Annotated in this window: 10 protein-coding genes, 1 other RNA gene and 1 riboswitch; of the genes, 6 read left to right on the forward strand and 5 right to left on the reverse strand. The window is 59.2% G+C overall.

The window, feature by feature from the left end:
* Positions 1–1,908, reverse strand: coding sequence for an extracellular solute-binding protein (locus tag ACR0L4_RS20980; protein ID WP_480514923.1), 1,908 nt, complete (start codon positions 1,906–1,908; stop codon positions 1–3).
* 170 nt (positions 1,909–2,078) lie between these two features.
* Complete coding sequence (locus ACR0L4_RS20985; RefSeq protein ID WP_170751735.1) at positions 2,079–2,594, reverse strand: c-type cytochrome; 516 nt, start codon at positions 2,592–2,594, stop codon at positions 2,079–2,081.
* A 120-nt stretch (positions 2,595–2,714) separates the two neighbouring features.
* On the opposite strand from ACR0L4_RS20985, the gene ACR0L4_RS20990 reads away from it, so the two are divergent.
* Entirely contained in the window at positions 2,715–3,548 is an 834-nt protein-coding gene (locus tag ACR0L4_RS20990) for a prephenate dehydratase (protein WP_170751595.1), read from the forward strand.
* A 161-nt stretch (positions 3,549–3,709) separates the two neighbouring features.
* Here the strand turns inward: ACR0L4_RS20990 and ACR0L4_RS20995 are convergent, their stop codons facing one another.
* Together ACR0L4_RS20995 and nudC are read right to left on the reverse strand one after the other, a co-directional pair.
* Complete coding sequence (locus tag ACR0L4_RS20995; RefSeq protein ID WP_170751593.1) at positions 3,710–4,177, reverse strand: SRPBCC family protein; 468 nt, start codon at positions 4,175–4,177, stop codon at positions 3,710–3,712.
* 39 nt (positions 4,178–4,216) lie between these two features.
* On the reverse strand, positions 4,217–5,200 hold the full coding sequence (gene nudC, locus ACR0L4_RS21000) for an NAD(+) diphosphatase (RefSeq protein ID WP_480514924.1): 984 nt from the start codon (positions 5,198–5,200) through the stop codon (positions 4,217–4,219).
* Between the two features lie 194 nt (positions 5,201–5,394).
* On the opposite strand from nudC, the gene ACR0L4_RS21005 reads away from it, so the two are divergent.
* The 3 genes from ACR0L4_RS21005 to rsgA all read left to right on the forward strand — a co-directional run bounded on the left by ACR0L4_RS21005 (position 5,395) and on the right by rsgA (position 8,556).
* Entirely contained in the window at positions 5,395–7,233 is a 1,839-nt protein-coding gene (locus tag ACR0L4_RS21005) for a bifunctional 2',3'-cyclic-nucleotide 2'-phosphodiesterase/3'-nucleotidase (RefSeq protein WP_480514930.1), read from the forward strand.
* A 39-nt stretch (positions 7,234–7,272) separates the two neighbouring features.
* Positions 7,273–7,371, forward strand: an RNA gene (gene ffs, locus ACR0L4_RS21010) — signal recognition particle sRNA small type.
* A 156-nt stretch (positions 7,372–7,527) separates the two neighbouring features.
* Entirely contained in the window at positions 7,528–8,556 is a 1,029-nt protein-coding gene (rsgA, locus tag ACR0L4_RS21015; protein WP_480514925.1) for a ribosome small subunit-dependent GTPase A, read from the forward strand.
* A gap of 34 nt (positions 8,557–8,590) precedes the next feature.
* On the opposite strand, the gene ACR0L4_RS21020 is transcribed toward rsgA, so the two are convergent.
* Entirely contained in the window at positions 8,591–9,448 is an 858-nt protein-coding gene (locus ACR0L4_RS21020) for an alpha/beta hydrolase family protein (protein WP_480514926.1), read from the reverse strand.
* A 157-nt stretch (positions 9,449–9,605) separates the two neighbouring features.
* Positions 9,606–9,825: riboswitch (cobalamin riboswitch) on the forward strand.
* 88 nt (positions 9,826–9,913) lie between these two features.
* Here ACR0L4_RS21020 and ACR0L4_RS21025 point away from each other — a divergent pair.
* Together ACR0L4_RS21025 and ACR0L4_RS21030 are read left to right on the forward strand one after the other, a co-directional pair.
* Entirely contained in the window at positions 9,914–10,321 is a 408-nt protein-coding gene (locus ACR0L4_RS21025; RefSeq protein WP_480514927.1) for a hypothetical protein, read from the forward strand.
* Positions 10,322–10,460: 139 nt separating this feature from the next.
* Entirely contained in the window at positions 10,461–12,221 is a 1,761-nt protein-coding gene (locus ACR0L4_RS21030) for a DNA polymerase III subunit gamma/tau (RefSeq protein ID WP_480514928.1), read from the forward strand.
* Positions 12,222–12,327: the final 106 nt, after the last annotated feature.

The following is a 12,327-nucleotide window of genomic DNA, read 5'->3' on the forward strand; positions in this document are numbered from 1 at the left end:
TTATCGCAGCGCGCCTTTCGCTCTCAACGCGGCTTCCTTGTCGGGGTTGATCCACCACAGGTCCAAATGGCCCAACGAGTAGGGAGGCAGGTTTTCCGGGTATTCATACATGTCGTAGTAGGCTGTCCAGTAGTCCGCGATATATCCAACGGGGATCACGAAGAACTCATACCGCAAGGCGCGGTCCAGCGCCATAAGCGCCGAATCCTGATCCGCCTGATTGTCCGTCTCGAAAGACGCCTCGATGATCGCGTCGACAAGCGGGCTTGCCAATCCGGCGGGATTGAACAGGCTAAAGGACGCTTCTTCGGACCCGTACATCTGGCTCAAGCCACCCCCGGTCGACAGAAACGTGCCATAGCGGGTCGAGTAAACCATATCGTAGTCACGTTCCCGGCTGCGCAGCGTATACTGGGCCGGATCAACCTTTTCCGCAGACGCGTCAACGCCCAGCGCCTGTAGGTTCTGAACGTAGGTTTCGATCATCGTCGCGGTTGATGTTGGCAAATTCGATGGGTACGGGATGTTCACTTTCAGCGTCTGCCCCTCGGCATTGCGGCGCACATTACCTGCGCCGACGGGCCAACCGGTTTCGTCTAGCATCTTGGACGCCTGACGCAAATTACGCCTGTCGTTCAAACGCGACGGGTTGGATTCATGAACCACAATCGCCGGTTCAGATAGAAAATCGGCTGGGACTACATCACCAAGCGTTTCCAGGAAGGCCAGTTCAGCACCTTCTGGTGCGCCCTGTGCCTCAAGCGGGGTGCCTTGCACAAATGAACTGCGCGGTGAATTCAATCCAAACAGGAGGGATTCGTTTGCCCATTCGAAGTTATATGCCAAAGCCAGCGCTTTGCGGACATTCTTGTCTGCAAATTGGGGCTTTCCGAGGTTGAATACAAAACCAGACGGTGTCGGCGGGCTGCCATCCTTGATTTCGTCACGCACAACCGAACCTTCAGTCAGCTTCGGAAAGTCATAGCTTGTCGCCCAAAGCTTTGGGTCACTTTCGATCCGCATCGTGTATTCGCCAGCCTTGAACCCTTCGAATGCAGCGGTCTGATCCGCAAAATACTCGACCCGGATGGTGTCAAAGTTGTTTCGGCCCACGTTGAAAGGCAGGTCTTTGCCCCAATAGTCGTCGCGGCGTTTGTAGACGATGCGGCGGTTGATGTCGTAACTGTCCAGCTTGTATGGCCCGGACCCTACGGCGACCTCCAGTCGAGGCTCGTCCAAACGACGAGACTCGTCTGCTTCGAACCATGCTTTCGAGAAAACGGGTGTGGATCCAACGGTTTCGATCAGGCTTCGGCGCGTTACGTCAGGGTTGAAGCTGAATTTTACCGTATGATCGTCCAGCGCCTCGGCCCCGGTGACCATACGCCCGACGGCCTGCGCATAAGACGGCAATCCCTGCTCGATAAACAGCCGGTGGCTGTACACCACATCATCGGCCGTGACCGGGGTTCCGTCCCAGAACATGGCCTCGGGACGCAGGTGGAAGATCACATAGTTGCGCCCTTCGTCGTATTCCAGACTTTCCGCCACTACGCCGTAGTACTGACCGACGCCGTCATCCGAGCTTTCGAAAAGACGGTCATACTGGATGGTGGTCAAAGCCCCGCTGCGGCCCTTTCGCGAATAGGGGTTCAACGAATCGAAGGTTCCCGACGCAGCTAGCGAAAGCTCACCCCCCTTGGGGGCGTCCGGGTTGACATAGTTCAGATGAGGATAGTCGGCAGGGTAGTCCAGATTGCCGAAGTAGGAATAGCCGTGGCTGCGCGTAATGTTTTCATCATTCGCCTGTGCAACCTCAGCCCCCCCAAACAGTGCGGCCATGAAACCCAGAACCGCCCCCCAATGCCGAATTTCCAATTTTCGCGCAGTAGGCGGGAGGGGTGTCATATGGCTCATCCTCTGGAGTGTTGTCGTCTTCAATGTCGGTTCGGCAAGCTAAATCGACAGCCCTGACTGATTCAAGTTTAGAATGCGTGAACGCTTTGTGAAGATTCTCGACACAAAAAAAGCCGCTACACAAGGCAGCGGCTTTGGGATTGTCACAATCGTGAAGGCAATCAGTTGCCGATGGTCTGCAAGTAGGCAATCAAATCTGCACGCTCTTGCGGCTTTTTGAGGCCTGCAAAGCTCATGGACGTGCCCGAGATGTAGCTGCTTGGCCGCTCCAGGAAAGCATCCAGCGCTTCGGGGGTCCAGTTGCCACCATGCGCAAGCATGGCCGCGGAATAGCCGCCAAAGCCTTTGGCCGTCCCCAGCGGACGGTTCACAACCGCGTACAGGTAAGGGCCAGTGCCGTTTGCACCGTCTTCCAGCTTGTGGCACGCGGTGCACTTGCGGAAGACACGTGCGCCTTTTTCGGGGTCAGCGGCGGCCAGCAGATCCTCGAACACCACCTCTTCACCATTGGCGCTTTCGCCCGCGCTTTCGGTTTCGATGATGTAAGCGGCCTGCGCATCGCCGTGGCCACCATGCGAATGATAAAGGATGTCGCCACCCCATTTGGCAAGAAGCAGCACCAGGAAAGTGCCGAACAGGCCTGCGGCGGCCTTGGTAACTGTCATCGTGTCGAACATTGATCGCGTGTCCATTTCAGCTGTCTGGGCAGGTGTCTAAGGCTTCCCCTGACGAGAGGCAAGGTATAGACACCGCGACGAAACGCCCAATTCTGGAACTTGTTGCACGGAATCGACCAAATGACCAATCGCATTGCTTTTCAAGGCGAACCCGGCGCCTACAGTCACGAAGCCTGCCGCAAAGCGCGCCCGGATATGGAGGCGCTGCCCTGCCGCACCTTCGAAGATGTGATCGAATCGGTTCGCTCGGGCGAGGCCGATCTGGCGATGCTGCCGGTCGAAAACACGACCTATGGACGTGTGGCTGACATTCACCGGCTGCTGCCCCATAGCGGCCTGCAGATCATCGACGAAGCCTTTGTCCGGGTGCACATCAACCTGCTTGGGGTGCCAGGCGCAAAACTGGAAGACGTCACCGAAGCCCATTCCCATCTGGTTCTGCTGCCCCAATGTGCCGGGTTCCTGCGTGAACATGGCATTCGCGGACGGGTGAGCCCCGACAATGCGCGCGCTGCCCGCGAAGTCTCCGAGGCGGGAGACATCCATTCGGCCGCACTGGCAAGTGAACTGGCCGGTGAGATTTACGGCTTGAATGTTCTGGCCCGCCATATCGAAGACCACGGCGACAACACCACACGCTTTCTGGTGATGTCCAGAGATTCAGACATGTCCCGGCGCGGCGCGCATGGCATGATCACCAGTTTCGTTTTTCAGGTCCGCAACATTCCGGCGGCGCTTTACAAAGCCATGGGCGGGTTCGCCACCAACGGAATCAACATGACCAAGCTGGAAAGCTACATGGTCGATGGCTCGTTCACCGCCACGCAGTTTTATGCGGATATCGTCGGGCATCCGGAAGACCGGAATGTGCGACTTGCCATGGAAGAGCTTGAGCATTTCACCACCAATGTGGAGATTTTGGGCGTCTACCCGGCGGCCCAACAGCGCGGGTAGGTCTCTAACTTCAGGCCTTCATGGATGGACGTTTCGTCCCGTTCGGCGCTGGCCGGTGGGTGATCATGCTTTTGCCGCTGCTGGATACGCCGTATAGGAAAATGATCTGCGCCATTCGTCGCGTACCTCGGTTCTATGTTCGGTCGTTGACCGGCCAACAATCACGAACCATGCCGATAGCGCTGCTCCAACTCACTGGCGAATTCGCCCAATCGCATCTGAAAGCGCTTTCGGAAACGTGCCTGCCCAAGCTTCATGGACTGCAACAACAAACGCGCCGGGAGAGACTTGGCGCTCAGTGACAGATCCACACTCAATCGGGTGCGGCGCTGCGACAGCGCCAGAAAGTCGACTACAGTCACGCCAGTCATACCCTTGCTGGTCGCCTCGAAACGCATCTGGGACGGGTGTTCGCAGTCTGTCATGACAACCGACATCTGCCGAGGCTTGCCACGCAGTTTGAACTCGGTCTCCCACGTCATGCCCGATGCAGGCACAGCGCCGCCCGAGATGCGTCGCACGTCAATGCCGCGCCGCATCGCCAAACGTTCGAACCGTTCGAAGTCGGCAACCATGTCGAAAACGGAATGAATGGGGGCTTCGATATCTTCCCGCGCTGAAAACTGCATATCGGCCTTTGCTGCTCGTTTGTTCGCCTTAGTGTTTCTTTAGTCCAGCGTATCTGCAAGCCAGTTCTGTAGCAGGAAATGCGCAATGGCCCCCTTGCGGGCCGGCAGCAAACGCGGATGTTCCCCTGCAAAAGCCTGCATCATTTCGGATTTGCTGACCCACATCGCCTCTTCGATCTCGACCGGATCGATTTCAATGTCACGCGACAAGGCTTCGCCTGCGCAGCCAAACATCAGCGAGGCTGGAAAGGGCCAGGGCTGGCTGGACAGGTAGGATACAGGACCAACTGGAATGCCCGCCTCTTCCATCACCTCGCGACGGACCGCGGACTCAAGCGTTTCGCCAGGCTCCACAAATCCTGCCAGCAACGAGAACATACCCTCGGGCCATCCCGGCGACCGTCCCATCAGAACGCTGTCGCCGTGGGTGATCAGCATGATCACAACGGGATCGGTGCGGGGAAAGTGCTGCGCGCCGCAGGTCGGGCAACTGCGCTGCCAACCCGCCTGAGATATATCGCTGAGCGCGCCACAGCGGGCACAGTACTTGTGTATCTCATGCCAGCCAATCACGGCCTTGGCCGTTGCCGCCAACTCGGCATCCCGCGACGAAAGCCGGGTCATGATCCGGCGCAACTCGGCAAAAACATAGCCTTCGGGCAAATCGGGATGTTGCTGCTCGGACCGATCAACGAAATTGCCCAAAGCCGACAGATCCTGCCCGTCCGCGTCCCACCCCGAAATATCCGCTGCAAAAACGGCTGCACCGTTTTCAGTACAGCCAAGCAGAATCGGAGCCCGCACCACTCCACCCGGGCCCGCGCTGACCAATGGATGCGTCATCGGAACCAGACCTAAATGATCCAGTCCCGTGCCCTGTACCAACACTTTACCCCGCCACAAAAGCATGCATCGGGCGGCCGGGTCTTGGGCAGCCTCAGCCAGCTTGGCCTCATCCCCACGCAAATGAGCCGCACGCTCAAGACCCGAAGTGCCGAATGTCACATGTTCCGCGTTTCTCATTGGGGTCCCCTTGGCCTGCTGCGCCTAGGGCTGCCATGACTGCAACGGTGTTGCAATGGCTATTCAGCACCGCAAAAAACAGCGTGATGCGGTCGAAACACCGCAGGACGATCCTGGATTTTTCATTTATTCATGCATGCAATGAATTTGCCTAAGCCTCACTATTCAAAAGTAGAAAACCGAACGTGACCCCAATGACTCCGGGCGCTGACCAGGCGCAGGATACAAGTGCGCATATCCGCATTCTGGCAACAACCGATCTGCATATGAACCTGACAGGGTTCGACTACTACGCAGACACCCCCTACCCGACAGTCGGGCTGACACGCACAGCGTCATTGATCCGAAAGGCCCGGCAGCAGGCAGAAGGCGCCCTGGTACTGCTGTTCGACAATGGTGATGCTTTGCAAGGCACACCCATGGGTGACTGGGCCGTGCAAAGCGACGGTCGACACCCCATGATGCAAGCATTCGACGCCCTGCGCTATGACGCGGTTGGACTGGGCAATCATGATTTCGGTTTTGGTTTGAACGTGCTGGAACGTATTCTGGCACAGGCCCCCTGCCCCGTTCTGTGCAGTAACCTGACCCGAACCAACGGCACGCAAAGCTGGCTGCACAGCGCCATACTCGATCGGTTCGCAGGTCATGGTACCCCGATCCGGATCGGGGTCCTGTCTGTCCTGCCACCGCAAACAACGTCGTGGGAGGCCCATCAGCTACAGGGTTCTGTGGTTGCCGAGGACATTCTGGCCTGCGCCCACAGGCACGCAAATGCTCTGCGTGCAGAAGGGTGCGATTTGGTTGTTGCACTGGCGCATTCCGGATTGGAGCAGACACAGGCACGCCCGGGGCTTGAGAACGCGATCATTCCCCTGGCGACCGTTGATGACATCGACGCAATTGTCGCGGGTCACACCCATCTGACATTGCCAGGTCCGGCACATCAGGGGCTTTCAGGTGTTGAAGCCGATAGCGGTCTGGTTCACGGCACCCCTGTCGTCATGGCCGGGTCCGCCGGTTCTCATCTGGGTGTCATTGATCTTCACCTCACCAAAGACCCTCAGGGCCAATGGAAGATCGCTGACCGCAAGTGCTCCGTGCCAACGGCATCGGGCGAAGCGGAAGACCAGGATTTGGCACACCTGTTTCAGCCAGCGCATGTGAATACTCGCGATATGATGGCCGAACCCGTTAGCCAGATCACCCAGAACCTGCACAGCTACTTCAGCCTGTGCGCGCCCGATCGCGGTTTGGCCTTGGTCGCGGCAGCGCAGGCCGCAGCGCTGCGCCCGTGTCTGCACGGAACGTCTATGGCCGAACTGCCTGTCCTGTCCGCCGCGTCGCCCTATAAATTCGGAGGCCGCGCCGGACCGCGACACTATACCGACGTGCGCGCCGGCGAAATCTGCCTGCGCCACATCGCTGACCTGCATGTGTTTCCGAATGAATTGCGCGCAGTTGAAGTATCTGGCAACCAAGTGCGGGACTGGCTTGAGATGTCCGCCAGTGTATTCAATCGGGTCGACCTGAACACCGAGTCAGAGCTGATCGATTCCCGCCGAACCGGATACAATTTCGACGTCTTGTTTGGCCTGACCTATCAGATCGATCTGTCCAGCCCTGCCCGATACAACAGTGATGGCACTGTGACCGATCCCGCCAATCACCGGATTCGAAACCTTTGCCTGAACGCGTATCCAGTGTCGGACGCCCAAAGATTCATTGTCGCCCTCAACAATTATCGCTCCAGCGGAGGCGGGCATTTTCCGTTCGTCACACAAGCCCGAGTGTTTCCGCTGCCTGCCAAAGATATCAAGGGGATAGTGCGAGACTACCTGTCCGATCGTTTACCCCCTGATCCACTCGCGCTCGCGCCACACCCGTTTTCCTTTGCACCGATGCCCGGCGCTCACACGATCCTCAAAACCGGACCCGGCGCACTTGAGCACCTGGCAGAGCTGGACCGCTATGCCCCAGAGGTTTTGGGCCCGGACGCGGATGGGTTCCATAGGATACGACTGGCTTTGTAGCGGGTTGTCATTTTGACAGCGCTTGCCTATATCAAGCCCTGAGAGGTTGGCGCGGGCGAGCGCCTCGCCAACCTGGTCAGGTCCGGAAGGAAGCAGCCACAACGAGCCCCGCTTGGGTCGATGTCCAACCTCTCACTTGTCCGAACCACAAGCCACAGGAGGGCTTTATGATTGTAGCAAAGACCCCTCGGGCGGATCGGTTCTAAACACCAATACCCGACTGCCTGAACACATCACCAACGGATGCGCGCCTGCCATCTGATGGGATTGTCATATCTGAACACAGGCAGACCAATGTCATTAACTCTTTCGGACCTGGGATGGTCCTCACACTTTGCCGCGCAACATGCGTCACATCCGCTTTGCGCACCTTTTCGCATCACAGCCGTTCATCGGGATCGTTTGGTCGGGATGAACGAAGATGGTGAAACTCCGCTACTGGTGCCCAACCAATCCACTGGCGATTTCGCCGTTGGAGACTGGGTTTTGGTCGATGATCAAAAACGGGTTCAGCACCTGCTGAACCGCCGTAGCCTGTTGCAGCGTCGTGCCGCTGGAACAGGGGCCCAAGCACAACTGATTGCGGCCAATGTCGACGTGCTGTTCATCGTCAGCTCATGCAATGCCGATTTCAATCTGTCGCGGCTGGAGCGCTATCTCGCGCTGGCGCACCAGGCAGGCTGCTATCCTGTCATTGTCCTGACAAAGGCGGATGCCTGTTCCGATCCTGCAGATTACGCGGCGCAGGCCGCGCGTTTGGCACCGTTTTTGACAGTGCTGACCGTCAACGCGCTGGACGCTGCTGACGTTCAGCACGTTCTGTCCTGGTGCCCGGCGGGCCAAACGGCCGCTTTGGTCGGGTCTTCTGGCGTCGGGAAGACAACACTGGCCAACGGGATGACCGGACAGAATCAGGCGACGGCGGCAATCCGCGAGGACGATGCACGTGGGCGTCACACCACAACCGGTCGCGCCTTGCACGCAATGCAGAACACCGGTTGGCTTGTCGACACACCCGGCATGCGCGCCTTGCGCCTGCTGGATGCACAGGACGGTGTGGACGAAGTGTTTTCGGACATTCTGGATCTGGCCCAAGCCTGCCGCTTTTCGGATTGTCAGCATGACACCGAACCCGGTTGCGCTGTTCAGGCCGCGATAGAGGCTGGTGCGTTGGATGCGGACCGGTTGGGGCGCTGGAGAAAGTTGCGGCGCGAAGATCAGCGCAACTCTGAGACCGTGGCAGAGGCACGGGCCCGCGACAAAGCCTTCGGCAAAATGGTCCGATCCGTGATGCACATCAAATCGTCCCATAGAGGGGAATGAAGAAAGGGGCGCCGGAAATCCGGCGCCCACCCCTTCAGCCGATCAAGCGGGGCCAGAGGGCTGCATTGCGCCGGGCAAAAACACCGATATGACCAATGTCGGACACTCCGAATTCGCCGGGCGACAACAGGTGTCGTCTGGCCTTTGGCCCGTATAGATCAGCCAGACGCCAAACAGCGTCCTTGGGAACCATTTCGTCATCCGAAAATGCGAACAAGTCGACCGGAACGTCCAACTCATGCCACATTGCCTCTGGCAGGGTGTGACCAAGCTCGGGAACGTAGCTATGCGGCGCGGTACACCATTTGCGCCATTGCCAGTATACAGCGGGCGGCAGGTCCGATCCGAATCCCAACACCTTGCCCGGCAGATACCCAAGACTACGCACAACCAAAGGCACATGCCCGTACCAGAACAGACCCGCCAACGCCCGATAGGGCCATGGGTGATCTCTGAGGGTCACGAGGCCCGAGGAGACACAGATCATGCGATCAATCTTGTCTATGTCCGGTTGCACGGGACCCAGCATTCCCCCAAGAGAATGACCAATCGACCAGTGGTAGGCCTTCGGGAACCTGCGACGCATCTCGGCCCGCGCGGCAGGCATATCGACCAAAGCCCAATCCGCCATCGAAATCTTCGACCTGCGCTGAGGCCCGGTTTTTGAATGTCCGAAATCGCGATAATCATAAGTCAGGCACGCCATACCCTGTTCGGCGGTCAGCCACCGTGCAAAGTGTTGGTAGTAGTCCCGAGGCACCCCCGTCGCGCTATTGAGAACGACAACGCAGCCCGGTTCGTCCAAAGGCCGGTAAAGCCGTCCCGACAGAATCCCAGCCTCTGCCGGTATCCGAATGTCTTCAATCAGAACTGTCTGGTTTGAATCCAACATGGGCCCCTCGGTGCGAAACTGAACTGATGAGTTCACCACACCATGGCCCCATCAGACCCCGACGAGTCAACTCTGATCCCGCATGACCAAACGTCCGCTTTCACCGCAACCCTTCCGCAGTGCAGAAAGTTCGGCTTGACTCAGGGCATGCCCGACCGATAGCGATGCATGTGATGGTTCCCGTCCTCCACAAGAGGCGGGATGAAAAGGGAACACGGTGCGGTTCATTCGGGTCAATCCCGAGCAAACCAAATCCGCGACTGCCCCCGCAACTGTAAGCGGTGAGCACTGCCGAAACACCACTGGCCGCAAGGCTGGGAAGGTCGGTAGGGCAACGACCCGCAAGTCAGGAGACCTGCCATCCTATATGTAACCGAAACTCGGGCGGGGTGTCCGGGCAGGTCCTGACAGCCCTGATCTGTCCTGCCTGATCCGATCCCCTGTCCGCCGCGCGGAGGGCGCAGGATGATCTGGAAGACGACGACACATAGGTTCACGGCAACCATCTGCCAACACACCGGCAAGCCCTGCCCGGCGCTGGCAAGCATGTCGCGCGCGCTGGTAAAGGCTGTTGCACAGGCAGGTCCATCGACCACGGAAGATTTCGAAATCGAAGGCAACGCTGAGCTAACGCACTGCCCCGACGGTTGCACCGCCCGATTTCGCGCCAATCCAAATCTGGTTCGCATCTATTGCGGCTCTGACCCGCAAACAGATACCGACCTGCTGGAGCGCTATGCGGATCTGATGTTCGGGTCCGGGCTTGACAGTTTGCCAGCAAACACAATGACCACGATGCCCTGCGCCATGCTGGAAGCTTTGGCCCTTTCGCCACACGGTTCCGTCTCTGCCGAACATCGTCCCTCGGCCTGAGGACCAGTCAATGCCCTGGCGTGCGACCTTGGCACTTGTACCACGCCGGGACGCATAGCAAAATCACCCTCAAGCCATGTGGACGCGGGCCACATGGCCCACTACGCTGCGGTGACGTCCCGAATCCGCAAGAGCAGACATGACAGACCCAGACAGCCCCACCTATCAGGTTCTCGCCCGCAAGTACCGCCCGGAAACCTTTGCCGATCTGGTGGGTCAGGATGCGATGGTACGCACCCTGAAGAACGCGTTCGAGGCCGACCGCATCGCGCAGGCCTTTGTCATGACCGGTATCCGCGGCACGGGCAAAACCACCACGGCGCGGATTATCGCCAAGGGCATGAACTGCATCGGCCCGGACGGATCAGGCGGCCCGACAACTGAACCCTGCGGCCAGTGCGAACACTGCCAGGCGATCATGGAAGGCCGCCATGTGGACGTGATGGAAATGGACGCCGCCAGCCGCACGGGCGTCAACGATATCCGCGAAATTATTGACAGCGTCCGCTACCGCGCCGCATCGGCCCGCTACAAGATCTACATCATCGACGAGGTTCACATGCTCTCGACCAGCGCTTTCAACGCGCTGCTCAAGACATTGGAAGAGCCGCCCGCACATGTGAAATTCATCTTTGCCACCACCGAAATTCGCAAAGTCCCGGTTACGGTCCTGTCCCGCTGCCAGCGCTTCGACTTGCGCCGGATCGAGCCTGAGGACATGATCGGCCTGTTGCGCAGGATTGCCGCTGCCGAGGGGGCGGAGATTGCCGAGGATGCGCTGGCCCTGATCACCCGTGCGGCCGAAGGATCGGCGCGGGATGCGACGTCGCTTCTGGATCAGGCCATCTCGCACGGGGCCGGGGAAACCACCGCTGAACAAGTGCGTGCCATGTTGGGTCTGGCCGATCGCGGTCGGGTGCTGGACCTGATGGACATGATCCTGCGTGGTGACGCAGCGGGGGCGCTGACCGAACTCAGCGGACAATATGCCGAAGGTGCCGACCCGCTCGCCGTGCTGCGCGATCTGGCCGAGATCACTCATTGGGTCTCGGTTGTTAAGATCACCCCGGATGCGGCAGAGGACCCGACCGTCTCCCCTGACGAACGCGCCCGAGGACAGCAGATGGCCGAAGCGCTGCCCATGCGGGTGCTGACCCGGATGTGGCAAATGCTGCTGAAAGCGCTAGAGGAAGTTTCGGCCGCACCCAACGCCATGATGGCGGCTGAAATGGCTGTGATCCGACTGACTCACGTGGCTGACCTGCCCAGCCCCGAAGAACTGATCAAACGCTTGCGGGAAATGCCGCCGCCGCCCAATGGCGGACCCGGTGGCGGCTTGCCATTGCAAGGCAGCGGTGCAGCGCCGGTAGAGGCACGGGCCCCTGCGACATCCTACGCGCCAGCGACCGGCGGTTCAGGGAGCGCACCGGTGGCGGCTCTGGCGCAGGACATCCAGGCCGCTTTGGCGCGCTACCCCACATTCGATCACGTGGTCGAATTGATCCGGGCCAATCGGGACGTCAAACTTCTGGTTGAGGTCGAGAACGGCGTGCGGTTGGTTTCGTATCAGCCGGGGCGCATCGAATTCACACCCGGACCGCAGGCTCCGACAGACCTCGCGCCCAGGCTGGGCTCAGCGCTGCAACGCTGGACGGGCAATCGCTGGGCGGTCTCGATTGTGTCGGACGGCGGAGCACCGACGATTGCCGAAATCCGGGACAAGGCCGAGCTGGCGTTGAGGGAAGAGGCGACAGAACACCCGTTCGTTCAGGCCGTACTGGCGCAGTTCCCAAAAGCCAGGATCACCAGGATTGAAACACCCGAGCAGCGTGCGGCCAAGGTCGAAACCGAGGCCCTTCCCGAAGTCGAAGATGAATGGGACCCGTTCGAGGACGACTGATTACAAGACCAAAGGCAAAACCTCCCGCGCCCGCCACGGACAATCGGCTAACACCGATCACCCTGTGCGGACTTGGGCCCGGCAGCGCGCGGGCTTAGCCCGCGCG

The sequence above is a fragment of the Ruegeria sp. AB5 genome (assembly GCF_056542645.1).

What these genes read in the sequence shown, in the direction of transcription:
- ACR0L4_RS21030 (WP_480514928.1), top strand. Translation starts at nt 10,461, where the DNA reads ATGACAGACCCAGACAGCCCCACCTATCAGGTTCTCGCCCGCAAGTAC.
- nudC (WP_480514924.1), bottom strand. Translation starts at nt 5,200, where the DNA reads ATGAGAAACGCGGAACATGTGACATTCGGCACTTCGGGTCTTGAGCGT.
- ACR0L4_RS20985 (WP_170751735.1), bottom strand. Translation starts at nt 2,594, where the DNA reads ATGTTCGACACGATGACAGTTACCAAGGCCGCCGCAGGCCTGTTCGGC.
- ACR0L4_RS20990 (WP_170751595.1), top strand. Translation starts at nt 2,715, where the DNA reads ATGACCAATCGCATTGCTTTTCAAGGCGAACCCGGCGCCTACAGTCAC.
- rsgA (WP_480514925.1), top strand. Translation starts at nt 7,528, where the DNA reads ATGTCATTAACTCTTTCGGACCTGGGATGGTCCTCACACTTTGCCGCG.
- ACR0L4_RS20995 (WP_170751593.1), bottom strand. Translation starts at nt 4,177, where the DNA reads ATGCAGTTTTCAGCGCGGGAAGATATCGAAGCCCCCATTCATTCCGTT.
- ACR0L4_RS21020 (WP_480514926.1), bottom strand. Translation starts at nt 9,448, where the DNA reads ATGTTGGATTCAAACCAGACAGTTCTGATTGAAGACATTCGGATACCG.
- ACR0L4_RS21005 (WP_480514930.1), top strand. Translation starts at nt 5,395, where the DNA reads ATGACTCCGGGCGCTGACCAGGCGCAGGATACAAGTGCGCATATCCGC.
- ACR0L4_RS20980 (WP_480514923.1), bottom strand. Translation starts at nt 1,908, where the DNA reads ATGACACCCCTCCCGCCTACTGCGCGAAAATTGGAAATTCGGCATTGG.
- ACR0L4_RS21025 (WP_480514927.1), top strand. Translation starts at nt 9,914, where the DNA reads ATGATCTGGAAGACGACGACACATAGGTTCACGGCAACCATCTGCCAA.